Source organism: Brevundimonas sp. P7753 (genome assembly GCF_013386595.1).
Taxonomy (GTDB): Bacteria; Pseudomonadota; Alphaproteobacteria; order Caulobacterales; family Caulobacteraceae; genus Brevundimonas; species Brevundimonas bullata.
On record NZ_JACARP010000034.1, the window covers coordinates 1 to 23896 of the forward strand.

A 23896-nucleotide genomic window follows, 5' to 3' on the forward strand; every position below is an offset into this window, starting at 1 on the left:
GACCGGGAATACGCCGCCGTCGCCGCCCGCTTCGGCCAATACGCCTCGGGCGCAGAGAAGCGGGTGCAGGAAGTCACCGCCGCCAACGGCTCGACCGTCTATCGCACCACCTTCACCGGCATGAGCCGCGACCGCGCCGTCGCCTTCTGCAACGCGCTGAAGGCCGCAGGCCGCGACTGCATCGTCCGCTAAGACGAGCGGGAAAGTAGACGCATGACCTCCGCCGCCATCTACGGCTGTTCCGGCCACAGGCTGACGGCGGAGGAGCGCGCCTTCTTCGCCGAGACGCGACCTTGGGGCTTCATCCTGTTCCGCCGCAACGTGGACACGCCCGATCAGGTCACGGCCCTGGTTGAGGATCTGCGCGACAGCATCGGCCGCGCCGACGCCCCTGTCCTGATCGACCAGGAAGGCGGTCGTGTGCAGCGCCTCGGCCCGCCGCACTGGCCCAAGTATCCGCCCGGTTCGGCCTATCTGAAGGCCGTCAATGATCCGATGGCGGCGCGCGAGCTGGTGCGTCTGGGGGCACGTCTGATGGCTCACGACCTGCGTGAACTGGGCATCACGGTCGACTGCGTGCCGGTGCTGGACGTGCCGGTGCCGGGCGCCCACGACATCATCGGCGACCGAGCCTATGCGCAAGACCCCGCCACCGTGACCCAACTGGGCCGGGCGGCGGCGGAAGGCCTGCTGGCGGGCGGCGTCCTGCCCATCGTCAAGCACATCCCCGGCCACGGCCGCGCCTTTGCCGACAGCCACCACGACCTGCCGGTGGTCGAGACCGATCTGGCCACGCTGGACGCCTGGGACTTCGCCCCGTTCAAGGCCCTGTCGGACATGCCGATGGCCATGACGGCCCATGTCGTCTTCACCGCCGTCGACGCCAAGCGCCCGGCCACGACGTCCAAGAAGGGCATCCGCCTGATGCGCGAGCATCTGGGCTTCTCCGGCCTGATCATGTCCGACGACCTGTCGATGAAGGCCCTGTCGGGGACTCTGACCCAGCGCGTCGAACAGTCGCTGAAGGCCGGCTGCGACGTCGTCCTGCACTGCAACGGCGACCTCGACGAAATGCGTCAGGTCGCCGAAGGGACCGGCAAGCTGAAGGGCGAGGCCAGACGCCGCGCCGAGGCCGCGCTGAACCGCATCGTCCACACGCCCGAGCCGCTGGACGTGGCCGAGGCCCGCACCCGGCTGGAGGCGGCCCTGAACGGGCGCTTCGACGCCGCCAAGGGGCCGGACGTCGGCGAGGCGCAGGCGTAAAAGATGGATCAGGCGTTCCATCCCAATCTGGACTTCGCCGCCGTCGCTGACGCAGACGCCACAGAGGCCTTCGTCGTCGATCTGGAGGGCTATGAAGGACCGCTGCACGTCCTGCTGGCGCTGGCGCGCACGCAGAAGGTGGACTTGCTGAAACTGTCGATCACCAAGCTGGCGGAACAGTATCTGGCCTTCGTTCACGAGGCCCGGCGGCGCAACTTCGCCATGGCGGCGGACTATCTCGTGATGGCGTCCTGGCTGGCCTATCTGAAGTCGCGCCTGCTGCTGCCGCGCACCGAAAAGGGCAAGGCCGAGGAGCCTCCGGCGGAAGAAATGGCCGCCGCGCTCGCCTTCCGCCTGCAAAAGCTGGAGGCTATGCGCCGCTCGGTCGAGGCCATCACCAGCCGCCCGCAGCTGAAGCGCGACGTCTTCACGCGCGGCGACCCGGAAGCGACCGTCATCATCCCCTCGGATCGCGTGGACGCCAGCCTCTATGAGCTGATGGCGGCCTATGTCGCCCAGCGTCGGCGCGAGGAGCGCCGCAACTATGCGCCCGGCCAGCGGGTCGAAGCCTTCCAGCTGGAGGCCGCGCGCGACTGGCTGCGCTCCATGATGCCGCGCCTGGCCGACTGGACCCCGCTGGATCAGGTCGCGCCGGCCCGCGAGGACGAAGACGGGGAGGGGCCCAGCCAGGCCAGCTATACCGCCTCCACCCTGTCGGCCAGCCTGGAACTGGTGAAGGAGGGGGCCATGGACGTGCGCCAGTCCGAAGCCTTTGCCGAGCTCTTCCTCAAACGTCGGGGCCTCGGCCAGCCGCTGGAGCTGACGCCGTGAGCATTCAGCATCCGCTCATCCCCGCGGAGGCGGGGACCCAGTGCTTTGGCCAGGGTCGAGACCATTTGCAGTATTTGACGCGCAGGTCGCTTGGCCGCAGCCGCGCCACTCAAACCTGGGTCCCCGCCTCCGCGGAGATGAACGGGTATTTCTATGTCTAATCTCGTTTTCACCCCCGACGACGCCGAGATCGAACGTCGCGTCGAGGCCCTGCTGTTCGCCGCCGCCGCCCCGCTGTCGGCAGCCGAAATCGCGCGCCGTCTGCCCGAGGGCGCCGATACGGGCCGGGCCATAGCCGCCCTGCGCCAACGCTATCAGGGACGCGGGGTCGAGCTGGAATGCGTTGCCGACCGCTGGCGCTTCCGCACCGCCCCCGATCTCGCCTTCCTGATGACCGAGGAGCGCGACGAACCGCGCCGCCTGTCCAAGGCGGCGCTGGAGACCCTGGCCATCATCGCCTACCACCAGCCCTGCACCCGCGCCGAGGTCGAGAGCGTGCGCGGCGTCTCCCTGTCCAAGGGGACGCTGGATTTGCTGCTGGAGATGGACTTCGTTAGGCTGCGCGGGCGTCGGCGCACGCCGGGTCGTCCCGTCACCTACGCCACGACCGACCGCTTCCTGGAGCATTTCAGCCTGGCCAGCCTCTATGACCTGCCGGGCGTGCAGGAGATGAAGGCGGCGGGCCTGCTGGACCTGTCGATCCCGGTCGGCTTCGAGGTGCCCGATCCCACCCGCAGCGGCGAGAGCGAAGGCGAGGACCTGCTGACGGCGCTGGACGACGGATCGCCCGAGTTCGCCCAGGATTTCGTCAGTGCGGACGGCGACTGACGGCCCCGGCAGCGACGCATCGCCACGCCTGTTTGCTGCTTAAGCGTAAGGTGCTGAAAAACATAAACTTAACTAAGGGTTGGCGTGCCTTGACCTGAAGCCCCCCCGGCTATAGGTTCCGCGCCGAATTCAGACCCGTTCCGGCCCTATGTCGGATGCTGAGCGAATAGGCCCATGTCCCCGATGACGGAATCGCGCGAAGAGGCGATGAAACGCCTCAACGACAGCGCATCCGCGCTGGAGGGCAGGACCAAGGTCGAGCAATCGGCCGAGTTCGCTGCACACGCGGTGACGGGGCAGGCCTACAAGATCATCGCCGAGCTGCTCGGCGGTGTTTTCGTTGGTCTGGGGCTCGGGTTCGGCTTCGACCGCTTGTTCGGTACGAGCCCCTGGGGCCTTTTGGTCGGAGTCCTTCTGGGCTTCGCCCTGGCGATCTACATGGCGCGCCGGACAGCCAATCGGCTGATGGCGCAGGCCCTGGCGGCAGGTGTGACGGCGAAACCCGTTCCCTACGTCGAGGCCGGCGAAGAAGAAGACTAAGGAGCGAAAGGCCCGTGGCCGATCCGATTCATCAGTTCCAGATCACGCCGCTGCCCGGCCTCGACTTCGGTGAAGTCACCCTGCCGGTCATTGGTACGGTCCACCTGGCCTTCACCAACTCGCACCTGGCGATGACCCTGGCGTTTGTGCTGGTGATCGCCTTCCTGCAGGTCTCGACGTCGCGCGCCCAAGTGGTGCCGAGCCGTCTGCAGGCTGCGGGCGAGACGATGTTCGGCATGATCGACAACCTCGCTCAGTCGATCATCGGCCACGACGGCCGCAAGTATTTCCCGTTCGTCTTCACCCTGTTCATGCTGGTTCTGATGATGAACCTGCTGGGCATGTTCCTGACGTTCACCGCCACCTCGCAGCTGGCCGTCACCGCCACCTTCGGCGTTCTGACCTTCGCCCTGGTGGTCATCATCGGCATCGCCAAGAACGGTCTGGGCTTCTTCGGCCTGTTCTGGCCGACCAGCGCGCCCTTGCTGCTGCGTCCGGTCGTCGGCCTGATCGAGTTCTTCTCCTTCCTGCTGCGTCCCGTCACCCTGGCGCTTCGTCTGTTCGGCAACATGCTGGGCGGTCACGTGGCGCTGAAGATCTTCGCCGGCTTCATCGTCTCGCTCATGGGCGTGGCGCTGGCGGGCGGCGTGGGCCTGTTCGCCCTGCCGGTGGCGGCGCTGTCGCTGGGCATGGTCATCGCTCTGACCGCGCTTGAGTTCCTCGTGGCCTTCCTTCAGGCCTTCGTTTTCGCTGTTCTGGCCTGCATCTATCTCAATGATGTGGTCAACCTGGGTCATGGCCATTAAGGCTGCGGACCAGTACTAACCCCACCCTCCAAACGCTCCAAGAATTAGGAATATCATTATGGAAGCTGAAGCCGCCAAGTTCATCGGCGCCGGTATCGCCACCATCGGTATGGTTGGTTCGGCTCTGGCCGTCGGCAACATCTTCGGCCAGTTCCTGGCCGGCGCCCTGCGCAACCCGGCTGCCGCCGCGTCGCAAGTCGGCAACCTGTTCGTGGGCGCCGCCCTCGCCGAAGCCCTGGGCATCCTGGCCTTCGTGCTCGGCATCCTGATCTGGCTCGGCTAAACCCGAACACTTGATCAGCGGCGGCGCGCCTGACCGGCTGCGCCGCCGCATCTGCTTTCGCGACGGATAATCATGGCTGCAACCCCCTCTGCTCCGCCCCCGGTCCTGCCGGTGGAACAGGCCGTCGAATACGCGGCCGAAACCGGGCACGTGCCCGCCAACGCGGCTGCCGCCGCTGCCGAGCATGACGCCGGCGGACTGCCGCAGTTCGAGTTCCAGCACTGGGCCGGGCAGGCCGTTTACCTGCTGATCCTGTTCGCTATTCTTTATGTGCTCGTCGCCAAGGTCTTCGCGCCGCGTCTGCGCCGCGTGATCGACGAACGGGCCGAGACCGTTTCTTCCGCCGTCGCCACCGCGCGCTCGGTTCAGACCGAGGCCGCCGCCCAGGCCGAGGCCGCCAAGGCCGACCTGGAGAAGGCCCGCGCCGACGCCCGCGCGACCGCCGCCGCCGCCAAGGCCCGTGTGACTGCTGAAATCCAGGCCCGTCAGGCCGAGGAAGAAGCCGCCGTCGCCGCTCGCGTCGGCGAGGCCGAGAAGGCCATCGCGGCCACCCGCGACGGCGCCATGGTTCACGCTGCGGCGATCGCTTCGGACACCACGCGCGCCATCGTCGAGCGTCTGACCGGCAAGGCCCCGACGGCCGCCGAGGCCGACGCCGCCGTCAAGGGAGCCGCCTGATGAACATGTTCTTCGATCCCCATTTCTGGGACGTCAAAACCAGCGCGGAACTGTGGGTTCTCGTCGGCCTGCTGATCTTCATCGCCATCGTCGTCGCCGTGGGCGTGCCGAAAATGGTCGCCAAGGCGCTGGACGACAAGGCCGCCAAGATCCAGTCGGAACTGGACGAAGCCGCCCGCCTGCGCGCCGAAGCCGAAGCCATGCTGGCCCAGATCCGTCTGGAAAAGGCTGAAGCCGAAGCCCAGGCCGCCGACATGCTGGCGACCGCCGAAGCCGACGCTCGCCGTCTGGAGGCCGAAGCCAAGGTGCGTCTGGAAGAGGCCCTGACCCGTCGCCAGGCCCTGGCCGAGCGCCGTATCGCCCAGGCCGAGGCCCAGGCCACGACCGAGGTCAAGGCCGCCGCCGCTGAACTGGCCGCCAAGGCGGCTCAGGACATCCTGGCCGCCCGCCTGGCCGCCGCCACGACCGACCCCTTGATGGACGCCGCCATCGCCCAGATCGGCGACAAGCTGAACTGATCGCGGTCACAGCGACAACACATCAGGCCCCGCCGGCGACGGCGGGGCCTTTTGCGTTTCAGCGGAGCGCCGCAATCAGTGAGCGGGCGCGCCGTGGATGAAGCCGGCGGCGCGCTTCTCGCGCGCTAGCAGCCGGGCGAAGACATTGCCCATCACCCCGCCGAAGATCATGTGGGTGATCAGCATCCAGCCGAAGGTGCCGAAGCCCGCGCTGCCGGAGAAGGTGCGCGGATCGCCCATCATGGTGATGATCAGCATCATCGCCACCCAGGCCGCCACGGCGAACAGGATGCCCTTGGTCTCAGGCGTGTTGGTGGGCAGCCGGGCATAGATGACCGCAAACAGCGGCCCCATGATCAGCGAACCGATGACGAAATGGATGGCCCAGCCCGCCGCCAGATTGCCGCCCAGTCCGAACATGCGGGCGACGACTTCAGGGAAGGGATCGAAGACCTTGGCGAACAGCAGGTTCACCGCCTCAAGAATGGAAACCGCGACGGTCGCTATGAAGCCGGCGACGATTCCCTGTTTTACGCGTGACATCATGAGAAAAGCGCCTCCCAACGCCATCTGCCTTTTGACTACGCAGGGGGAAGCATACGCCGTTCGGCGCTCAACGGGCTGATCCGCCGTTCACGTTACCGTGTCTTATGAAATGTGGCTTTTTAGCGGAAGAGCTTGCGGAAAAAGCGACGGATGCGCTTTCGGGCGCGGATCAACTGCCGCGACGGACGTTTGCGCAGCACCACCTTCTCGGCGCGCAGGGCCTGCTGCCAGAAGACGGGGGCGATCTCCGGGTTCTTCCGCATCAGGCGGCGGAAGGGATAGACCCACTTCGGCCGAGCGTATTGAGCGCGGATGAACTGCCGCTTGGCCCACCACGAGTTGCGCAGCAGCAGCACCAGGCCCAGGGCGATGACCGGGACGCCGCCCGGACCGGGCAGGGGGGCGATCAGGATGCCCAGGCCGATGATCAGGAAGCCCAGCGCCATCATGCCCAGCCGTTTCGCACGACGCAGCAGTCCAGGCCTCTGACGAGGCCGGCTGTCGGCGCGGAAGGGGATCAGGGCGAGGGTCACAGGCGTCACAGTCGGGGAGGAGGCAGGGGGACAACGCCTCCGCGTGCGGCGCGCTCCTTCCTCGCGGAAGTTCACGCTTAACGTGGCGATGCTGTCACACTCTTCTAGACACGCGCGACAAGGCCGAACCGTGGCGTGGGGGTGAAGCTTTCGTTAGAGGCGCAGAAACGCAAAACGCCGTGTCCCGAAAGACACGGCGCTCTACTTCAGATCGGGTATCGCGAGTCCTACTCGGCGGCGATGTTCGAGCCTTCCGGGGCGGACCAGCGCAGACGCGGCGAACGCGCGGCGCGGGTCTCGTCCAGACGCCGCAGGGGCGCATGGAAGGGCGCGCCCTTGAAGCGGTCGACGTCGCCGGCTTTGGCCGCCTCGGCCAGCAGGCGCATGGCGTTGATGAAACGATCCAGCTCCTGCTTGGATTCCGTCTCGGTCGGCTCGATCAGCATGGCCCCGTGGACGACCAGGGGGAAGTACATGGTCATCGGGTGGAAGCCCTCGTCGATCATCGCCTTGGCGAAGTCGAGCGTGGTGATGTCCGTGCCCTTCAGCCACTCGTCGTCGAACAGGGCTTCGTGCATGCACGGTCCCTCGGGGAAGGCGGCGCTCATCAGGTCCGACAGGCGGGCCTTGATGTAGTTGGCGTTCAGGACGGCGTCCTCGGCCACCTGACGCAGGCCGTCCGAGCCGTGCGACATCATGTAGGACAGGGCGCGCACATACATGCCCATCTGCCCCTGGAAGGCGCACAGGCGGCCAAAGGCCTGGGCCGCCTCGTCTTCCTCACGCTCGACCAGCTTGTAGCCGTCGCCGGTGTTCACGACCCAGGGGGCCGGGGCGAAGGGGGCCAGGGCTTCCGACAGCACGACCGGACCGGCGCCCGGACCGCCGCCGCCGTGGGGCGTCGAGAAGGTCTTGTGCAGGTTGATGTGCATGGCGTCCACGCCCAGGTCGCCCGGGCGCACCCGGCCGACGATGGCGTTGAAGTTGGCGCCGTCGCAATAGAAGTAGGCGCCCGCTTCGTGGGTCAGGCGGCTGATCTCCAGGATGTCGCGCTCGAACAGGCCGCAGGTGTTCGGGTTGGTGACCATGATGGCCGCCACGTCCGGACCCAGCTTGGACGCCAGGTCGGCCACGTCCACGCGGCCGTCGTCGGTCTGGGCGACCTCGACCACCGAATAGCCGACGAAGGCGGCGGTGGCCGGGTTGGTGCCGTGGGCCGAGGTCGGGACCAGGACCTTGCGGCGCTGCTCATGCTCGCCCTTGGCTTCGTGGGCGGCGCGGATGGCCATCAGACCGCACAGCTCGCCGTGCGCGCCCGCCTTGGGCGACAGGGCGACGGCAGGCATCCCCGTCAGCGTCGTCAGCCAATGGGCCAGCTGGTCCATCAGCTCCAGCGCGCCCTGAACCGTCGATTGCGGCTGCAGCGGGTGGATGTCCGAGAAGCCCGGCAGACGCGCCATCTTCTCGTTCAGGCGCGGGTTGTGCTTCATCGTGCACGAACCCAGCGGATAGATGGCCAGGTCGATGGCGTGGTTCTTCTGCGACAGGCGCACATAGTGGCGCATCGTCTCAGGCTCGGAGAGACCCGGCAGACCAATAGGATCGCGGCGGACCAGATCACCGAGGTCCGAGCCGTCAGTCTTGGGCTTGGGCAGGTCGACCCCGGTCTTGCCCCAGCCTTCGCCTTCAAAGATCAGGTGCTCGTCCTGCAACAGGCCGCGCGCGCCCGTCAGGGTCGGGTGCTTGTAGTCGTTGTCCGGCAGGGCGTTCGGGGCGGTCGGACGGCCGACAGTGTTCATCGTGCTCATGGTTCCAAACTCCCTTTAGGCGGCCAGGACCTTGGCGAGCGCACCCGCCAGGATCTTGATGTCGGCGTCCAGCGTGGTCTCGGTCGCGGCGACCAGCAGGACATCGTCCAGACCCGCTTCCGGGGCCAGACGGCTGTAGGGCACGCCGGCCAGGACGCCGTTGTCGGCCAGGGTCTGCACCACGTCAGCGGCGTTCTTGGGCAGCTTGACCGCGAACTCGTTGAAGAAGCGCGGGGTCAGGACCTCGACGCCGGGAATGGCGGCCAGGGCGTCGCGCGTGGCGACGGCCTTTTCGTGGTTGAGCAGGGCCATCTGGCGCAGGCCCGTCTCGCCCAGCAGGCTCATGTGAATGGTGAAGGCCAAGCAGCACAGGCCCGAGTTGGTGCAGATGTTCGACGTGGCCTTGTCGCGGCGGATGTGCTGCTCGCGCGTGGACAGGGTCAGGACGAAGCCGCGACGGCCGTCGGCGTCGACGGTTTCACCGCAGTAACGGCCGGGCGTCTGGCGCAGCAGCTTCTCGCGCGTGGCGAACAGGCCGATGTAGGGGCCGCCGAAGTTCAGGGCGTTGCCGATCGACTGGCCTTCGGCCGCGACGATGTCGGCGCCCATTTCGCCAGGCGACTTCAGCAGGCCCATCGACACGGCTTCCGTGACCACGACGATCAGCAGGGCGCCGGCGGCGTGAGCGGCCTCGGCGATCTTGGTGACGTCGGTGGCGGTGCCGAAGACGTTGGGGGTCTGGACGACGACGCAGGCCGTGTCCTTGTCGATGGCGGCGATGACGGCGTCTTCGGCGTCAACCGCAGCGGTCAGGGCCTGGGTCTCGACGCCGACGGCGTGGACGACGGTTTCGGTGGCCTTGACGTAGTGGGGATGCACGCCGCCCGAGATGACGGCCTTGTTGCGGCGGGTCACGCGGGTGGCCATCAGCACGCCCTCGGCCATGGCGGTCGAACCGTCATAGAGCGAGGCGTTGGCGACCTCCATGCCGGTCAGGTTCGCGACCTGGGTCTGGAACTCGTACAGGTACTGCAGGGTCCCTTGCGCGATTTCCGGCTGGTAGGGGGTGTAGCTGGTCAGGAACTCCGACCGCTGGATCACGTGATCGACCGTGGCCGGGACGTGGTGCTTGTAGGCGCCGGCGCCGCAGAAGAAGGGGACGGTCGAGGCCGTGGCGTTCTTGCCCGCCATGGCCGAGAGGGCGCGTTCGACCTCCAGCTCGCCCGCCACGCGGGGCAGGTCGACAAAGCCGTCGCGGCGCGCGGCCTGCGGCACGTCGATGAACAGGTCGTCGATGGATTTGACGCCGATGGCGGCCAGCATGGCCTCACGGTCGTCGGGCGTCAGGGGGAGGTAGCGCATTCGTTTATTCCGCTCATCCCCGCGGAAGCGGGGACCCAGGTTTAAGCTTCAAACACCGCTGCTTGATCCCAAAGAACTGGGTCCCCGCTTCCGCGAGGCTGAGCGGAGAAGGCGGGAGCCTTAGAGGGTGGCGAGGAAGGCGTCGTAGGCGGCCTGATCCATCAGGGCTTCGACCTGCGAAGCGTCCGAAATCTTGATCTTGGCGAACCAGCCTTCGCCTTCGGGATCGGCGTTGACGGTTTCCGGAGCCGAGGCCAGGGCGGCGTTGCCCTCGACCACTTCGCCCGAGACGGGGGCGTAGACGTCCGAAGCGGCCTTGACGCTTTCGACCACGGCGAAGCTGTCGCCCTGGTTGAAGCTCTTGCCGGCTTCCGGCGTCTCGACGAACACCACGTCGCCCAGGGCGTCAGCCGCGTGCTTGGAGATGCCGACCGTGGCGACGTCGCCGTCGAGGCGAACCCACTCGTGATCTTTGGTGAAGCGCATGTGTCTGATCTCTCAGGCTTTAGGTTTGCGATAATAGCGGGTGGCCACGAAGGGGGTGGCGACGACTTCGGCGGCGGCGGGTTTGCCGCGCACGATGACTTTCAGCTCCGTTCCCAGTTCGGCGAAGGCCGGCGGGGCGTAGCCCATGGCGATGTTGCGGCCCAGGGTCGGCGAGGGGCCGCCCGAGGTGATGACGCCGATGACGTTTCCGTCCATGTCGGCGATCTCGGCGCCTTCACGGGCCGGAGCGCCTTCCTTGACGTGCAGGGCGATGCGCACGCGCGACGGGCCGTCGGCCAGTTCCTTGAGGATGCGCTCGGCGCCGTTGAAGTCGGCGGCTTCCTTGCGCGACTTGGACAGGGCGAAGGTCAGGGCGGCCTCGACCGGGCTGGTCGTGGCGTCCACGTCGTGGCCGTGCAGCGGCAGGCCGGCTTCCAGACGCAAGGAGTCGCGAGCGCCCAGGCCGATCGGCTTCACGCGGGCGTCTTCCAGAATCGTGTTCCAGACGCGCTCGGCGTCGGCGTTCGGCACCGAAATCTCATAGCCGTCTTCGCCAGTGTAGCCCGAGCGCGAGACGAAGCAGTCGACGCCGAACAGCATCAGGCGGGCCGAATCCATGAAGCCCATCTCGGCCAGAGCGGGTTCGTGCTTGGCCATGACCTCGGCGGCTTCCGGCCCCTGGATAGCCAGCAGGGCGCGGTCGTCCAGGAGGGTCAGCTTGGCGTCGCCCGCCAGATTGGCGTTCAGGAAGGCGAAGTCGGCGTCCTTGTTGCCGGCGTTGACCACGACATAGAGGCCGTCATGGTCGGGCTTGCCCGCCATCAGGTCGTCCATGATGCCGCCCTCGGCGTTCAGCAGCAGGGAATACTTTTGCTTGCCGGCCTTCAGGATTTCATAGTCGCCAGGGACGAAGCGCTGGAACTGCGCAATCGCGTCGGCGCCGGTGATCTTGGCCTGGCCCATGTGCGAGACGTCGAACAGGCCGGCGTGTTCGCGGGTCCAGCGGTGCTCGGCCAGGACGCCTTCGTACTGGACCGGCATGTCATAGCCGCCGAAGCCGACCATGCGGGCGCCCAGGGCGCGATGCGCCGCGTTGAGGGGGGTGGTCTTCAGGGCCTGGTCGCTCATCGAGCATCCTCCGGTCGCGGGTTGCGGCGATAGCTTCGCCGTCGTCGCGCCCCCGCTGTCCTGAAGCCTGAGAGATTCCGACTGTCGCCCAGGTGGCGAACAGCCTTGCTCCGTCGGCGCGCCCATGAATCCCGGGAAGGGGGGGCGACTTTCCAGCGTCCGTGCGCCCTCGCGGTCCTTTTGCCTGAGCGTTTCCGGGGCGGTTGCGCCTTCGGCCCCGACAGCCGTTACACGACCGCCGATCTCTCCCGCGAGAGCGCTCGACCTAAGGCCCCGACTCCGGGCCGAAGTCAAGCGGCGCCGGACTTGCCGTGTACGATCCGAAAGGCCATGAGGAGCCGAACTGCTCTCGTGACAGGATTGAAGGCCGCCATGACCGCCCGTACCGACCTCGCCGCCCACCTGGCCTCCCTCGCTCTGCCGCAGGCTCTGAGCCAGACTCTGACGGCCGCCGCCGCCGCCTGTGTCGAGATCCGCAAGATCGTCTCGGGTGGGGCCCTGGTCGGGGCCCTGGGCGCATCCGGCGTCGTCAACGTCCAGGACGAGGAGCAAAAGAAGCTCGACGTTATTTCCAATGACGTCCTGACGGACATGCTGCTGGCCTGCCCGGCCGTGGCGGGCGTGGCGTCGGAAGAAATGGACACGGTCCAGCCGGCGGCTAACCCGGCGGGCGAATACCTGGTCCTGTTCGACCCGCTGGACGGCTCGTCCAACATCGACATCAACGCCCCCGTCGGCACCATCGTCTCGGTGCTGAAGGCGCCCTCGGCGACGCCGACCGAGGCCGACTTCCTGCAGTCCGGCCGTCATCAGGTGGCGGCGCTCTATGCCGTCTATGGCGGCCAGACCATGCTGGTGCTGACCACGGGCCAGGGCGTGGCTGGCTTCACCCTGTCGCATGACGGCCAGTGGCTGATGACGCACGAGCGGATCACGGTCCCGGCGGACACCAAGGAGTTCGCCATCAACATGTCGAACCAGCGCCACTGGGCCGAGAGCGTGCAGCGCTACATCGACGGCTGTCTGCAGGGCGCGGACGGCCCTCGGGGCAAGAATTTCAACATGCGCTGGGTCGCCGCCATGGTGGCCGACGTGCACCGCATCCTGATGCGCGGCGGCGTCTTCCTCTATCCGTGGGACAAGCGCGAACCCAACAAGCCCGGCAAGCTGCGCCTGATGTATGAGGGCAACCCCATGGCCTTCCTGATCGAACAGGCGGGCGGCAAGGCGACGACGGACGGCAAGCAGGCCATTCTGGACGTGCCCCCGACCGAACTGCACCAGCGCATCCCTGTGGCCCTCGGCTCGGCCAACGAGGTCGATCAGATCGCGGCGGCCTGAGCCATGAAGCTGCGCTCTACAGACGCCCTTCTGGTCATCGACGCCCAGAACGACTTCTGCGAGGGCGGCGCCCTGGCGGTGCAGGGCGGGGTGGGGATCATGCCCCTGATGAACCGACTGGCCGAGCGTTTCGACACCGTGATCGCCACCCAGGATTGGCACACGCCGGACCAGATCAGCTTCGCTTCCAACCACGACGGGGCGACGCCCTTCACCGAGATCGAGGTCGCCTACGGCCCGCAGATGCTGTGGCCGGATCATTGCCTGCAAGGCTCAAGCGGCGCGGACTTCCATCCGAACGTCGCGCCTGCGGTTCAAAAGGCTCTGGCCGTGGTCCGCAAGGGCTACAATCCTGCGGTCGACTCCTATTCCGGCTTCTTTGAGAACGACCATCGCACCCCCACGGGTCTGGCGGGCCTGCTGCGTGACCGGGGCGTGACGCGCGTCTTCCTGTGCGGTCTGGCCTACGACTACTGCGTCCGCTTCACCGCCGAAGACGCGGTGCGCGAAGGCTTTGAGGTCGTGGTGATCAAGGACGCCTGCCGGGCGATCGCGCCAGAGACGGCGACTGCGGCCAAGGCGAGCTTTGAGGCGCTGGGTGTGGTGGAGATCGAGGCGGCGCTGCTGCTGGTCTAAACCCCCACCCTTTTTCGTCATCCCCCGGTCTCGCGCCGCTGCGCGGCTTGCCGGAGGATGACGAACGGAAGGTCAGTGCGCCGCCGCGTAAGCCTCGACCTCAGCGATCCGCGCCGCCTTGTCGGGCGCGCTCAGGAAGCTGCCTTCGAAGCTGTTCTTCGCCAGCAGCACCACCTGTTCACGAGTCAGGCCCACGGCCTTGGCCAACTGGATGTAGTTGGCGTTCACATAGCCGCCGAAATAGGAGGGGTCGTCCGAGTTCAGGGTGACGTGCAGGCCGCGGCGCAGCATCTCGGGGACCGGGTGGTCCTTCAGGTCCTTGACCACGCACAGCTTCAGGTTCGACAGGGGGCAGACCGTCAGGGTCATCTGCTCGGCGGCCAAGCGCGCGATCAGGCCCTCGTCCTCCATCGAGCGGTTGCCGTGGTCCATGCGGTCGATGTGCAGCAGGTCCAGGGCCTCATGCACATAGGCGGGCGGGCCTTCCTCGCCGGCGTGGGCGCACAGCTTCAGCCCCAGGTCGCGGGCGGCGGCGAAGACGCGCTGGAACTTGGCGGGCGGGTGGCCGACCTCGGACGAATCCAGCCCGACGCCGATGAAGTGATGCAGATAGGGCTTGGCCATTTCCAGCGTGGCGAAGGCCTCGTCTTCGGACAGGTGGCGCAGGAAGCTGAGGATCAGGCCGCTGGTCACACCCAATTCGGCCTGGGCGCGGTCCATCCCTGCGATCAGGCCCTCGACCACCACGCCGAACGGCACGCCCCGGTCGGTGTGAGTTTGCGGGTCGAAGAAGATCTCGGCGTGGCGCACATTGTCGGCGGCGGCCCGCTGGAAATAGGCGAAGGCCAGATCCTCGAAATCCTTGCGCGTCAGCAGCACGGCGGCGCCCGCATAGTAGATGTCGAGGAAGTCCTGAAGGTTGGAGAAGTCATAGGCCGCGCGCACGGCCTCGACGCTGTCATAGGGGATGGCGACGCCGTTGCGCTGCGCCAGTTCGAACATCAGTTCCGGCTCGAGCGAGCCCTCGATGTGCAGGTGCAGTTCGGCCTTGGGCAGGCCGGCGATGAAGGAGTCGAGGGACATGGGGGAGGGCTCCGTAGCGTGGCTCCGACCTTAGCGAAGCCACGCCTCCCCGTCATCCCGGCCAAGTCTCGCGGAGCGAGGCGCTGAGCCGGGAGCGCCCAAGACGGGACATTCAAAGGGTCGGGCTTCCGGCGGTCCCGGATCGGCCCTGCGGGCCGTCCGGGATGACGTCGGTTGGGAGCCTACATCCGCTCGGGCGTCTCTATCCCCAGCAGCTCCAGCGCCGTCTCCAACTGGTGCAGGCTGGCGGCGGCCAGGGCCAGGCGCGAGCCCTTGGTGGCGGCGTCCGGCGCGACCAGGATCGGGCAGGCGGCGTAGAATTTCGAGAAGCTCTGCGCCAGGCGATAGGCGTGTTCGGCGATCAGGTTGGGCGCCCGCTTGTCGTACGCGTCCGCCGTGGCCGCGTCGAAGGCGTCCAGCGTCAGGGCCAGGTCGCGCTCGGCCGCTTCCTCGATGAGGATGGGGGCGATCTCGACGCCCTGCTCCGCCGCCTTGCGCAGCAGGGATTTCACCCGCACGGCCTGATACAGCAGATAGGGGCCGGTCTTGCCCTCGAAGCTCATGAAGCGGTCGAGGTCGAAGACGTAGCTGGTGGTGCGGTTGTTGGACAGGTCGGCGAATTTCAGCGCGGCCACCGCCACCTTGCGGGCGATATCCTCGAACTCTTCGGTCGGCAGGTCGTCGCCCAGCTTGGCTTCGTGCAGACGCTCGCGCGCCTTTTCCGTCGCCGTGTCGATCAGGTCGCGCAGCTTCAGCACGCCGCCCGCGCGCGTCTTGAACGGCTTGCCGTCGGCGCCGTTCATGGTGCCGAAGCCGAGGTGCTCCAGTGACTTCTCGGGCGCGTATCCGGCTAGGTAGGCGGCGCGGAAGACCTGCTCGAAATGCTCGGCCTGACGCTCGTCGACGACGTAGAGGATCAGGTCCGGATCAATGGACTTGCGGCGGTCCAGGATCGTGGCCAGGTCGGTCGTGCCGTACATGGCCGAGCCTTCCGAGCTGATGACCAGCAGGGGCGGGGGCGACGGGGCCTCGACCACCGAGCCGTCGGCCAGCTTCTTCTTGCGGGTTTCGCCGTCGCGGGCGACGTGGATCACCTGGGCGCCGGCGTCCTCGACCAGCAGGCTCTTGGCCTTCAGGTCGGCGATCATCTCGGCCATCAGGGGATCGGCGTCGCTCTCGCCGTTCCACAGGTCGAAGTCGACCGACAGGTCGTCATACTCGCGCTTCAGCGCCTCGCGGCTGACGGCGACGAAGTGCCGCCACAGGGCGCGATAGCCGGGACGGCCGCCCTGCAGTTCCGCCGTCGCCTTGCGGGCGCGGTCGCGGAAGGCCGGGTCTTCCTTGGCCTTGCCGGCGGCCTGGGGATAGAGGCGGTCCAGGTCGGCCAGGGTGACAGGCGTTTCGGCCGGGAAGGGACCGTCGCCCTCGACCATGAAGGCGTCGGCCAGACCTTCATCGCCGCAGGCGGTGATCAGCAGACCCATCTGGAAGCCCCAGTCGCCAAAGTGGGCGTCGCCGACGACGTCATCGCCGCGCAGGCGGAACAGCCGCTTCAGGCTCTCGCCGATGATGGCGCTGCGCAGGTGGCCGACGTGCATCGGCTTGGCCACGTTCGGGCCGCCGTAGTCGATCACCACCTTGCGCGGCTCGACGCGCGAGGCGCCGGCCAGGGCTTCGTCCGCCGCGACCTCGGCGGCGCGCTGCGCCAGGGCCGCGTTCGACAGCTTCAGGTTGATGAAGCCGGGACCGGCCACCTCGACCGACGACAGGCGCGAATCATGGCTCAGGCGCTCGGCCACCTTGCCGGCCAGTTCGCGCGGATTGGCCTTCAGCGCCTTGGCGGCGGCCAGGGCGCCGTTCGACTGAAAGTCGGCCAGGTCGGGGCGGTCGGAAGCGACGACGCGGGCCAGGCTTGCGTCCACGCCTTCGGCGGCGAAGGCGGCGGCGACCGCTTCGCTGAGAGAGGTCTTGAGATCGGTCATGTGCTTAGGGGTTCGGTTGGGTCTGGCCGGCGGTGACGCGGAAGCGGCTGCCCGAGCGGTTGAACTCGGCCATTTCAGGCGTGACGTCGAAGCCGATCAGGACCTCGAAATTACTACCGGCCGTGGTGGCGTCGGCGCGCGGGATGACGATGGACTGTTCCTGCTGGACCGAGGCCGTGGTCTGGCCCTCGAAGTTCACCGGCAGGTCGAAATATTCCTTGGCCAGAACGGCGCTGTTGCGCTCGGTCACCGCCACCCAATAGCGATAGGTGCGGGCGTCGCCGCTGGCCTGCGGCCCCTTGCCGAGGTTGAACAGGACGTTGAAGTCCAGGCGGATCGGATCGGCGTCGCGATAGACGCAGTCGGCGGTCACGCCTTCGATTTCGCCCGTGAAGCCGACGCCGGCGATCGAGGGCCGCTGATAGTCGGCCAGTTCGACAAAGCGGGCGGCGTCGTACAGCACCTTCACATAGGGGCAGGGACCGGCGTTGGCGCGGCGGTTCAGCGGCGCGATCCGCATCGGGCGCGCTTGCGGCGCTTCCTGCTGCTGTTGCTGCTGACCGGGACGTTGCTGCCCGCCGAACTGGGCGGAGGCGGCGGTAGGAACAAGCGCGGCTGTCACGGACAGGGCGGCCAGGGCAGTGAAGACGCGACGCATCAATTTCATTTCCGGCAAGCGAAAGGGAGCGCGCGACAGTCGGCGCCGACCGCTGCACGCTTGATGCTGATAGCGGCTAAAGCGAGGCGCGGCAAACGCGACCATGCAGCCGGTGGCGGTAAGGGCCTCGAACGACTAGGTTCCGGCCCATGAACGCGCCCGTCTCGCCCTCCGCCCTTGATCCTCGTCCGCTGAATGTGCGCCTGGCCACGCCCCGCGGCTTCTGCGCCGGGGTGGACCGGGCCATCCAGATCGTCGAGCGCGCCATCGAGAAGTTCGGCGCCCCCGTCTATGTGCGCCACGAGATCGTCCACAACCGCCACGTCGTCGAGCGGCTGAAGGGCATGGGGGCGGTCTTCGTCAAGGAACTGGACGAATGCCCCGACGACCGCCCGGTGGTGTTTTCGGCCCACGGCGTGCCCAAGTCGGTGCCAGCGACGGCGCGTTCGCGCGAACTGCTGTTCCTCGACGCCACCTGCCCCCTGGTGTCCAAGGTCCACGTCGAGGCCGAGCGCCACCATGACCAGGGACGCCACATCATCCTGATCGGCCACGCCGGCCACCCCGAGGTCGTCGGCACCATGGGCCAGCTGCCGCCGGGCGCCATCAGCCTGGTCGAGACGGTGGCGGACGCCGAGACCTTCCAGCGGCCCGGTGATCAACCCCTGGCCTACGCCACGCAGACGACGCTGTCGGTGGACGACACCGCCGACATCCTGGCGGCGCTGAAGCGGCGATTCCCGGAACTGCCGGACCCGCACAAGGAAGACATCTGCTACGCCACGACCAACCGGCAAGAGGCGGTCAAGCGTCTGGGCGAAGGGTGCCAGCTGGTGCTGGTGGTCGGGTCCAAGAACTCGTCCAACTCTGCGCGCCTGGTCGATGTGGCGCTGAAGGCCGGGGCGGGCGACGCGCGCCTGGTCGATGACGCCGGCGACGTGGACTGGTCGTGGTTCGACGGCGTGACCACGGTCGGCGTCACCGCCGGCGCCTCGGCGCCCGAGCCGCTGATCGAGGCCCTGATCGACGCCATCCGCGCCCGATTCGACGCGACCGTGACCGAGGACGACGGCGCCCGCGAGACGGTCTCGTTCAAGCTGCCGCGCGCCCTGACGGCTTAAGATCGTTCCATCACCAGACAGGTCGAGGTGGCGGTGGCGTAGAGCGTCCCGTCTAGACCGCGCAGGTCGGCCTCGGAGAAGGCGGCGCGGCGCCCGGCCTGGATGAGGCGGCCTTCGGCGCGCACCGGCGTGCCGGCCTTCAACGCCTTGTGGAAGACGGTCTTCAGTTCCAGCGTCGTATAGGCCTGACCGGGCCTCAGCGCGGAATGGACGGCGCAGCCGCAGGCCGAATCGAGCAGGGTTGCGATCCAGCCGCCGTGCACGGAACCAATGGGGTTATAGACCGCCAGGGTCGGCTCGCCCTCGAACACCACGCGGCCTTCGGCAAGATCGGTCAGGCGAAACCCCACCGTCTCGGCGATGGGGGCGGCGGGCAGTCGGCCGTCCAGCATTAGTTGAAGCTGGTCCAGCCCCGACAGGGCGGCGAGATCAAGCGTGTCGGACAGGGGAGGCTCCAATGAAAAGGACGCGCCGGCCAGGGGCCAGACGCGTCCAGAATCAGGTCTAGTCGCTGATAGCGAGGTCTTAGAGGCCCGGCAGCTTGAAGCGGCTGTCGCGACGCGTCGTGATGGCGATGCCCTCGCGACCGCCGGTCAGGGCTTCCAGACGGGCCTGTTCAGAGGCGGCGTCGATGGTGCGCGCGCCCTGTCCGCTCTGGCTGACCGTCGGCGCCTGGCTGGCGGCGTCGTCTTTGCGCCAGAACATGACGCGGTTGGCCCAGCTTTCTTCCTTGTGCGCCAGATCGCCGAACTCGTCGTCGACGACATAGCGGGCCAGGGGGTCGGCGCGGTCGGCGCCGGCCTGGCTGACCAGGGCCTGTTCGCCGCCGGTGCGGGTCACGGCCTGGCGTTGACCCAGAAGGATCTGACGGGCGGCGCTTTCAGGGGCCAATTCCTGCGGGCGGGGCTGGCCCGGCGACGGCGGGGTCAGGCCGTACTCCGGCGGCACCGACAGGGGAGCGCTGGAGACGGTCAGGAACTCGTCCGGCACGACCTTGGTCAGACCAATGCCCTGCTTCACGCTGGCGCAAGCGGTCAGGCTGAGGGCGGTGGTGGCGAAAAGGGCCACGGTAAGGGCGTTACGAATACGCATAAGGTCAGCTCGGCTCCGGGAGGCGCGCCCAAAGGCGCTGGCTCGGGACGACAGTGAAGAGGGGGTGATTACGACTTTTCGTTGGCCGCGCCAACCGTTGGACGACGTTCGGAGAGGAAGCTGTCCAGGATCAGCAGGACCACGCCGACCGTGATGCCGGCGTCGGCGATGTTGAAGATCCAGGGAAACAGGCCCGATCCCGAAAAATCGAGGAAGTCCACGACCCCGCCGAAACGGATGCGGTCAAAGACGTTGCCGAGCGCGCCGCCCATGACCAGGCCGATGGCCGCGATCATCAGCTTGCGGTCCGAGCGCGTCGCCCACCAGGCCAGGGCGCACGCCACCAGAACCGAGAAGACGCTCAGGACCCAGCGACCCGCGCCGCCGCCGAACAGGCCGAAGCTGACGCCGGTGTTCAGCACATAGGTCAGGTTGAACAGGGGCGGGGCGACTTCGGCGATACGATAGCCGTCGGGAATCTGCGAGATGTGCGCCGCGTCGATGGCGCCCAGGACCCAGGCCTTGGTTAACTGGTCCAGCACGATGACGACGAGGGCGATGCCGTAGGCGGCATAGGCGAGGCGAGAAATTTTCATGTCCCAAGCCGGTTAGCAGGAAGAGAGGCGAGGGCGAAGAGGGAAAAGCGAACAGGAGAGGAGGGCGGTTGCGGCCTTCCCCCCGGCGTTCTGGGGGCTATAACCGGGCCATGACCCTGCCTCACGCCCTGCCTCGCCTGTCCGCCGTCGCCGACGACTATGACATCCTGCTGTGCGACGTCTGGGGCGTGATCCACAACGGCCGCGAGAGCTGGCCGACGGCCTGCACCGCCCTGGCCGATTTCAACGCCAAGGGCGGCCATGTCGTCCTCATCTCCAACTCGCCGCGCCCCTCGTCGGACGTGGTGGCGCAGCTGGACGCCCTGGGCGTGCCGCGCGACGCCTGGAAGGCCTTCGTCACCTCGGGCGACGCCACCCGCGCCGAACTGGCCCGCCGCGCCCCCGGCCCGGCCTGGATCATCGGCCCGGATCGCGACTTCGTCCTCTATGAGGGGCTGAACCTGACCAGCGCCCACGGCGCCGAGGACGCGGCCTTCATCTCCGTCACCGGCCCCTACAACGACGCGACCGAGACGCCCGAGGACTACCGCGGGCGCCTGATCCCCGCCGTCGAACGCGATCTGGAGCTGATCTGCGCCAACCCCGACCGCATCGTGCAGAAGGGCGACAGCATCATCTATTGCGGCGGCGCCATCGCCGACCTCTACGAATCCATGGGCGGACGCGTGGTCATGGCGGGCAAGCCGTTTGGACCCATCTACGAACTGGCCCTGCGCGAGGCCCAGACCCTGATGGGCCGTCCCGTCGATCGCTCGCGCGTCCTGTGCATCGGCGACGGCGTAGTCACCGATGTTCTGGGCGCCGCCGAGCAGGCGCTGGACTGCCTGTTTATCGCGCAAGGCATCCACGGCGACGCCGCCAAGGGGGCGGACGGAACCCTCGATCCGGCCCTGGCCGGGGAATTGCTCCGGGCAGAGACGACCTTCGCCCGCTACGCCGCGCTCGAACTGGCGTGGTGAGGCTCGCCATTTCGTCGCACCTGCCGTAAAGGCCGCTGATGGTCGAATACGTCACACAGCATCCGTCGGGCGGTTACATCCTCGATGAACTCCACGTCGGCATGGCCGCAGAGAAGACCGTCCACGTCACCGAGGACCGGATTCGCCTGTTCGCCGAGGCGTCGGACGACTTCAATCCGGTGCATCTGGACGAGGAATTCGCCGCCAAGACGGCCTATCGCGGACGCATCGCGCACGGCCTGCTCAGCGCCGCCTTCGGTTCGGCCGTGGTCGGCACCATCCTGCCGGGCGCAGGCTCCATCTATATTTCGCAGACCCTGTCCTTCCATTTCCCGGTGCGCATCGGCGACTCGGTCCGCATCGTCATCACGGTGATCGAGTTGGAGACCGACAGCGCCCGCGTCGAGTTGAAGTGCGAAGGCTTTGTCGGCGACAAGCTGATCATGGACGGGGTCGCCGTCGTGCGCGTGCCGCGTCGGCGTAAGCCCTCCGCCCGCTGAGGTCTCCTGTGGTCTCCAAGACGGTTGAGGTCATTCGCGACTGGCGCGACCTGCCGGCCTCGCAGCGCGGGGCGGCGGTGGCCGTCGGCGCCTTTGACGGGGTGCATCGGGGCCATCAGGCGGTGATCGCCTCGGCCCGCGCCGCCGCCCAGCGTCTGGGCGCGCCCCTGGCCGTGGTCAGCTTCGACCCGCATCCGCGCCGTCTGTTCCAGCCCGAGGCCGCCCCCTTTCGCCTGATGACGGCGGACCAGATGGCCCGCGCCATGGCGCCGCTCGGCGTCGACCGCCTGTACCTGATCCCCTTCGACCGCGAGATGGCGGGGATGACGGACGAAGAGTTCGCCCGCCGCGTCCTGTCCGAGGGGCTGGGCGTCGCCCACGCCGCCGTCGGCTTCGACTTCACCTTCGGCAAGGGCCGCTCCGGCTCGCCCGAGGCGCTGCGGACCTATGGACAGGAGCTGGGCTTCACCGTCTCCGTCACCGACCGCATCGACGACGTCTCGGGGCTGAAGCTGTCGTCCTCCGCCGTGCGCGAGGCGCTGAAGGCCGGCGACATGGACCGCGCCGCCGCCATCCTGGGCCGCCCCTTCGCCATCCAGGGCGAGGTGATCCACGGCGACAAGCGCGGCCGCACCATCGGCGTGCCCACCGCCAACATCGCCATGGGCGACTATATGCGCCCGGCCTATGGAGTTTACGCCACCCGCACCCGCCTGCCGGACGGCCGGGTCATCAAGGGCGTCGCCAACCTGGGCGTCCGCCCCATGTTCGAGATCGAACAACCCCTGCTGGAAGTCTGGCTGCTGGACTTCAACGAAAGCCTCTACGGCCAGACCCTCGAAACCGAACTGATCGCCTTCCTGCGCGGCGAGATGAAGTTCGACGGCCTGGACGCGCTCAAGATTCAGATCGAAGCGGACGCGGCAGCGGCGCGCGCCCTTCTGGCCTGAAGCGGCGGCCCACCCGTTTGCCGTCATTCCGGGGCGCGCAGCGAACCCGGAACCCAGGCAGTCGATACGCCTACGCCCGCACCATTAGGTCTCGCGCCTGGGCCCCGGATCGCCCCTCCGGGTCGTCCGGGGTGACAGCGGTGAGGGGGCGGCTAGCGATCCGTTGCGGACATCAAATTTGCTGGGCATGATCCAAGGATGGATGGTCCCTCGAAAGCGGAGCGCATGCACATTCGGCGCGAGGTTGGGAACAGGGTGCTCCCTGCTCCTTCTGTGCTGCCGCGACATCGAGGGACGGAGTGCCTCTGGCCCCATGCCTGTTTCGGATGTCGAAAGTCTTGGAAACTAGCCGATGGTTCCACCGCCAAATGCCCTGAGTGTGGTGAAGCTCTTAGGTGGATGGGGCGGGCATTTAGGGTTCCAAGGAAGGCTGACAGGGAACAGTGGGGAAAGGTCGATGCCCTCTGGTCGGCAGGCTTTCGCTTTTTCAACTCGCCGACCCTGAAAGGCGCCGCTGAGCCGTTTCCTGAGCGCCTGCGAGACGTCGATGGTTTTGTACGGCGAAATCCCGAGCACCCATTTCGCGTGAAGAATTAAAGCCCGCTCTCCGCGCCTGGCGGAAACTCCAGTTGCAAGACTTAGACAGCGTCTCCGCAACGCCACCTTGACCTTGGGACGGCCGGTCGCGGAATTCCGTCGAGTCGAACGCTCTGACTACCCGCAGTGTCCGTGCCGCTATTCCAAGCAGCTAGCCCTCCGCCTTCTCCGCGATGGCCATCAGGGCGTCGTGCAGGGACTTGCCCTTGGCGTCGATGACGTCGGCGATGCGCCACATGGGGCCTTCCTTGACCAGCTTCAGCGTCTGTTGATGCGTCTGGCCGTGGTTGGTGAATGTCACTTCGGCGATGGCCTTGTCGCCGTCGGGCGTCATCTTCAGCGCGGTCAGGGCGAAGCCGTCGGCGTCCTGACAGGCGCAGATCGGGTCATAGTTCAGATAGGTGACTTCGTTGCGGGACTGGGCCTCGCGGAAGTCGACGCCGATCAGGGCGTTCAGGGTGCGCGAATAGAGCGGATCGCGTCCGGGGCTGATCGCCGCCGCCGCCGGATCGTTCGCCAGAGGCGCGGCGGCGTTGGCGTAGAGGGCGCGGACGAAGGCCTCGGCGTCCTTCTCTCCGGCGGCGTAGATGGCCGCGCGCCCGGTCAGCGGCGCTTCGGCGGGGGCGGGCGCCTTCTCCTCGGCGGGCGAGCAGGCGGCCGCCGTTAAAGCCAGAACCGCCGCCGCTGTCATCGCCTGAACGCGCATCTGATCGCCTCCCTCTGTTCGCATCGACTATGGCGCAGGCGCCG

Annotated in this window: 27 protein-coding genes, 1 pseudogene and 1 riboswitch; of the genes and pseudogenes, 15 read left to right on the top strand and 13 right to left on the bottom strand. The window is 67.5% G+C overall.

The window, feature by feature from the left end; genetic code table 11:
- From HX774_RS20270 to HX774_RS08225, 9 genes and pseudogenes are all read left to right on the top strand, one after another.
- Window positions 1-192: pseudogene (locus HX774_RS20270) on the top strand (SPOR domain-containing protein); the annotation flags it as partial.
- 21 nt (window positions 193-213) lie between these two features.
- Complete coding sequence (nagZ, locus tag HX774_RS08190; protein WP_178825849.1) at window positions 214-1263, top strand: beta-N-acetylhexosaminidase; 1050 nt, start codon at window positions 214-216, stop codon at window positions 1261-1263.
- A 3-nt stretch (window positions 1264-1266) separates the two neighbouring features.
- Entirely contained in the window at window positions 1267-2094 is an 828-nt protein-coding gene (locus HX774_RS08195; protein WP_178825851.1) for a ScpA family protein, read from the top strand.
- A 153-nt stretch (window positions 2095-2247) separates the two neighbouring features.
- Window positions 2248-2922, top strand: coding sequence for an SMC-Scp complex subunit ScpB (scpB, locus tag HX774_RS08200; protein ID WP_178825853.1), 675 nt, complete (start codon window positions 2248-2250; stop codon window positions 2920-2922).
- Between the two features lie 174 nt (window positions 2923-3096).
- Complete coding sequence (locus HX774_RS08205; protein WP_178825855.1) at window positions 3097-3462, top strand: AtpZ/AtpI family protein; 366 nt, start codon at window positions 3097-3099, stop codon at window positions 3460-3462.
- Between the two features lie 14 nt (window positions 3463-3476).
- On the top strand, window positions 3477-4268 hold the full coding sequence (locus HX774_RS08210; RefSeq protein ID WP_178825858.1) for a F0F1 ATP synthase subunit A: 792 nt from the start codon (window positions 3477-3479) through the stop codon (window positions 4266-4268).
- Window positions 4269-4326: 58 nt separating this feature from the next.
- Window positions 4327-4551 (top strand): F0F1 ATP synthase subunit C, encoded by a 225-nt coding sequence (locus tag HX774_RS08215; RefSeq protein ID WP_046651755.1) that lies wholly within the window; start codon window positions 4327-4329, stop codon window positions 4549-4551.
- A gap of 72 nt (window positions 4552-4623) precedes the next feature.
- Complete coding sequence (locus HX774_RS08220; RefSeq protein WP_114817824.1) at window positions 4624-5229, top strand: hypothetical protein; 606 nt, start codon at window positions 4624-4626, stop codon at window positions 5227-5229.
- A complete protein-coding gene (locus tag HX774_RS08225; RefSeq protein ID WP_178825860.1) occupies window positions 5229-5747 on the top strand; it encodes a F0F1 ATP synthase subunit B in 519 nt (172 codons plus the stop codon). The genes HX774_RS08220 and HX774_RS08225 overlap by 1 nt, the downstream gene beginning before the upstream one ends.
- Window positions 5748-5822: 75 nt before the next feature.
- Here HX774_RS08225 and HX774_RS08230 read toward each other — a convergent pair whose 3' ends face one another.
- The 6 genes from HX774_RS08230 to gcvT form a co-directional block, all read right to left on the bottom strand.
- Window positions 5823-6293: a DUF6789 family protein gene (locus HX774_RS08230; RefSeq protein WP_178825862.1), complete on the bottom strand. Its 471-nt coding sequence runs from the start codon at window positions 6291-6293 to the stop codon at window positions 5823-5825.
- Between the two features lie 119 nt (window positions 6294-6412).
- Entirely contained in the window at window positions 6413-6826 is a 414-nt protein-coding gene (locus HX774_RS08235) for a PGPGW domain-containing protein (protein ID WP_245945188.1), read from the bottom strand.
- Window positions 6827-7053: 227 nt separating this feature from the next.
- On the bottom strand, window positions 7054-8634 hold the full coding sequence (gene gcvPB / locus HX774_RS08240) for an aminomethyl-transferring glycine dehydrogenase subunit GcvPB (RefSeq protein WP_162790643.1): 1581 nt from the start codon (window positions 8632-8634) through the stop codon (window positions 7054-7056).
- 15 nt (window positions 8635-8649) lie between these two features.
- Entirely contained in the window at window positions 8650-9996 is a 1347-nt protein-coding gene (gene gcvPA / locus HX774_RS08245; RefSeq protein WP_178825864.1) for an aminomethyl-transferring glycine dehydrogenase subunit GcvPA, read from the bottom strand.
- Between the two features lie 120 nt (window positions 9997-10116).
- Complete coding sequence (gene gcvH, locus HX774_RS08250; protein ID WP_178825866.1) at window positions 10117-10482, bottom strand: glycine cleavage system protein GcvH; 366 nt, start codon at window positions 10480-10482, stop codon at window positions 10117-10119.
- 12 nt (window positions 10483-10494) lie between these two features.
- Entirely contained in the window at window positions 10495-11610 is a 1116-nt protein-coding gene (gene gcvT, locus HX774_RS08255) for a glycine cleavage system aminomethyltransferase GcvT (RefSeq protein ID WP_178825868.1), read from the bottom strand.
- 162 nt (window positions 11611-11772) lie between these two features.
- A riboswitch (glycine riboswitch) is annotated at window positions 11773-11871 on the bottom strand.
- 111 nt (window positions 11872-11982) lie between these two features.
- Here gcvT and HX774_RS08260 point away from each other — a divergent pair.
- Complete coding sequence (locus tag HX774_RS08260) at window positions 11983-12951, top strand: class 1 fructose-bisphosphatase (protein WP_178825870.1); 969 nt, start codon at window positions 11983-11985, stop codon at window positions 12949-12951.
- 3 nt (window positions 12952-12954) lie between these two features.
- Window positions 12955-13587 carry a bifunctional nicotinamidase/pyrazinamidase gene (gene pncA, locus HX774_RS08265; protein ID WP_178825872.1) on the top strand — a complete coding sequence of 211 codons (633 nt, stop codon included), beginning with the start codon at window positions 12955-12957 and terminating at the stop codon, window positions 13585-13587.
- Between the two features lie 72 nt (window positions 13588-13659).
- Here the strand turns inward: pncA and HX774_RS08270 are convergent, their stop codons facing one another.
- The 3 genes from HX774_RS08270 to HX774_RS08280 form a co-directional block, all read right to left on the bottom strand.
- Window positions 13660-14670: an adenosine deaminase gene (locus HX774_RS08270; RefSeq protein ID WP_178825874.1), complete on the bottom strand. Its 1011-nt coding sequence runs from the start codon at window positions 14668-14670 to the stop codon at window positions 13660-13662.
- A 182-nt stretch (window positions 14671-14852) separates the two neighbouring features.
- Entirely contained in the window at window positions 14853-16652 is a 1800-nt protein-coding gene (gene argS / locus HX774_RS08275; RefSeq protein ID WP_178825876.1) for an arginine--tRNA ligase, read from the bottom strand.
- A 4-nt stretch (window positions 16653-16656) separates the two neighbouring features.
- Window positions 16657-17310, bottom strand: a complete 654-nt coding sequence (locus HX774_RS08280) for a Tat pathway signal sequence domain protein (RefSeq protein WP_178825906.1) — start codon at window positions 17308-17310, stop codon at window positions 16657-16659.
- 149 nt (window positions 17311-17459) lie between these two features.
- Here HX774_RS08280 and ispH point away from each other — a divergent pair, with 149 nt between their 5' ends.
- Window positions 17460-18431, top strand: coding sequence for a 4-hydroxy-3-methylbut-2-enyl diphosphate reductase (ispH, locus tag HX774_RS08285; RefSeq protein WP_178825878.1), 972 nt, complete (start codon window positions 17460-17462; stop codon window positions 18429-18431).
- Here ispH and HX774_RS08290 read toward each other — a convergent pair.
- The 3 genes from HX774_RS08290 to lspA form a co-directional block, all read right to left on the bottom strand.
- On the bottom strand, window positions 18428-18889 hold the full coding sequence (locus tag HX774_RS08290) for a PaaI family thioesterase (RefSeq protein WP_255500251.1): 462 nt from the start codon (window positions 18887-18889) through the stop codon (window positions 18428-18430). The two genes, ispH and HX774_RS08290, sit on opposite strands and share 4 nt — an antisense overlap.
- A gap of 67 nt (window positions 18890-18956) precedes the next feature.
- Window positions 18957-19523: a DUF3035 domain-containing protein gene (locus HX774_RS08295; RefSeq protein WP_114817837.1), complete on the bottom strand. Its 567-nt coding sequence runs from the start codon at window positions 19521-19523 to the stop codon at window positions 18957-18959.
- 68 nt (window positions 19524-19591) lie between these two features.
- The gene (gene lspA, locus HX774_RS08300; protein WP_178825880.1) at window positions 19592-20119 is read right to left on the bottom strand and encodes a signal peptidase II; all 528 of its coding nucleotides are present in this window, start codon (window positions 20117-20119) and stop codon (window positions 19592-19594) included.
- A 110-nt stretch (window positions 20120-20229) separates the two neighbouring features.
- Between lspA and HX774_RS08305 the strand changes: the two genes are divergently transcribed.
- Genes HX774_RS08305 through HX774_RS08315 form a run of 3 tightly spaced genes read left to right on the top strand, consistent with a single transcriptional unit; the run spans window position 20230 to window position 22549 of the window.
- Window positions 20230-21099 (top strand): TIGR01459 family HAD-type hydrolase, encoded by an 870-nt coding sequence (locus tag HX774_RS08305; protein ID WP_178825882.1) that lies wholly within the window; start codon window positions 20230-20232, stop codon window positions 21097-21099.
- A 38-nt stretch (window positions 21100-21137) separates the two neighbouring features.
- The gene (locus tag HX774_RS08310) at window positions 21138-21599 is read left to right on the top strand and encodes a MaoC family dehydratase (protein ID WP_114817840.1); all 462 of its coding nucleotides are present in this window, start codon (window positions 21138-21140) and stop codon (window positions 21597-21599) included.
- An 8-nt stretch (window positions 21600-21607) separates the two neighbouring features.
- Window positions 21608-22549, top strand: a complete 942-nt coding sequence (locus HX774_RS08315) for a bifunctional riboflavin kinase/FAD synthetase (RefSeq protein WP_178825884.1) — start codon at window positions 21608-21610, stop codon at window positions 22547-22549.
- Window positions 22550-23297: 748 nt separating this feature from the next.
- Here the strand turns inward: HX774_RS08315 and HX774_RS08320 are convergent.
- Entirely contained in the window at window positions 23298-23852 is a 555-nt protein-coding gene (locus HX774_RS08320; RefSeq protein WP_178825886.1) for a DUF3828 domain-containing protein, read from the bottom strand.
- Between the last annotated feature and the right edge of the window lie 44 nt (window positions 23853-23896).

Excerpts from the sequence above, each read along its gene's own strand:
- nagZ (WP_178825849.1), top strand. The coding sequence starts at position 214 with ATGACCTCCGCCGCCATCTACGGCTGTTCCGGCCACAGGCTGACGGCG.
- HX774_RS08195 (WP_178825851.1), top strand. The coding sequence starts at position 1,267 with ATGGATCAGGCGTTCCATCCCAATCTGGACTTCGCCGCCGTCGCTGAC.
- scpB (WP_178825853.1), top strand. The coding sequence starts at position 2,248 with ATGTCTAATCTCGTTTTCACCCCCGACGACGCCGAGATCGAACGTCGC.
- HX774_RS08205 (WP_178825855.1), top strand. The coding sequence starts at position 3,097 with ATGTCCCCGATGACGGAATCGCGCGAAGAGGCGATGAAACGCCTCAAC.
- HX774_RS08215 (WP_046651755.1), top strand. The coding sequence starts at position 4,327 with ATGGAAGCTGAAGCCGCCAAGTTCATCGGCGCCGGTATCGCCACCATC.
- HX774_RS08220 (WP_114817824.1), top strand. The coding sequence starts at position 4,624 with ATGGCTGCAACCCCCTCTGCTCCGCCCCCGGTCCTGCCGGTGGAACAG.
- HX774_RS08225 (WP_178825860.1), top strand. The coding sequence starts at position 5,229 with ATGAACATGTTCTTCGATCCCCATTTCTGGGACGTCAAAACCAGCGCG.
- HX774_RS08230 (WP_178825862.1), bottom strand. The coding sequence starts at position 6,293 with ATGATGTCACGCGTAAAACAGGGAATCGTCGCCGGCTTCATAGCGACC.
- gcvPB (WP_162790643.1), bottom strand. The coding sequence starts at position 8,634 with ATGAGCACGATGAACACTGTCGGCCGTCCGACCGCCCCGAACGCCCTG.
- gcvPA (WP_178825864.1), bottom strand. The coding sequence starts at position 9,996 with ATGCGCTACCTCCCCCTGACGCCCGACGACCGTGAGGCCATGCTGGCC.
- gcvH (WP_178825866.1), bottom strand. The coding sequence starts at position 10,482 with ATGCGCTTCACCAAAGATCACGAGTGGGTTCGCCTCGACGGCGACGTC.
- gcvT (WP_178825868.1), bottom strand. The coding sequence starts at position 11,610 with ATGAGCGACCAGGCCCTGAAGACCACCCCCCTCAACGCGGCGCATCGC.
- HX774_RS08260 (WP_178825870.1), top strand. The coding sequence starts at position 11,983 with ATGACCGCCCGTACCGACCTCGCCGCCCACCTGGCCTCCCTCGCTCTG.
- pncA (WP_178825872.1), top strand. The coding sequence starts at position 12,955 with ATGAAGCTGCGCTCTACAGACGCCCTTCTGGTCATCGACGCCCAGAAC.
- HX774_RS08270 (WP_178825874.1), bottom strand. The coding sequence starts at position 14,670 with ATGTCCCTCGACTCCTTCATCGCCGGCCTGCCCAAGGCCGAACTGCAC.
- argS (WP_178825876.1), bottom strand. The coding sequence starts at position 16,652 with ATGACCGATCTCAAGACCTCTCTCAGCGAAGCGGTCGCCGCCGCCTTC.
- HX774_RS08280 (WP_178825906.1), bottom strand. The coding sequence starts at position 17,310 with ATGCGTCGCGTCTTCACTGCCCTGGCCGCCCTGTCCGTGACAGCCGCG.
- ispH (WP_178825878.1), top strand. The coding sequence starts at position 17,460 with ATGAACGCGCCCGTCTCGCCCTCCGCCCTTGATCCTCGTCCGCTGAAT.
- HX774_RS08295 (WP_114817837.1), bottom strand. The coding sequence starts at position 19,523 with ATGCGTATTCGTAACGCCCTTACCGTGGCCCTTTTCGCCACCACCGCC.
- lspA (WP_178825880.1), bottom strand. The coding sequence starts at position 20,119 with ATGAAAATTTCTCGCCTCGCCTATGCCGCCTACGGCATCGCCCTCGTC.
- HX774_RS08305 (WP_178825882.1), top strand. The coding sequence starts at position 20,230 with ATGACCCTGCCTCACGCCCTGCCTCGCCTGTCCGCCGTCGCCGACGAC.
- HX774_RS08310 (WP_114817840.1), top strand. The coding sequence starts at position 21,138 with ATGGTCGAATACGTCACACAGCATCCGTCGGGCGGTTACATCCTCGAT.
- HX774_RS08320 (WP_178825886.1), bottom strand. The coding sequence starts at position 23,852 with ATGCGCGTTCAGGCGATGACAGCGGCGGCGGTTCTGGCTTTAACGGCG.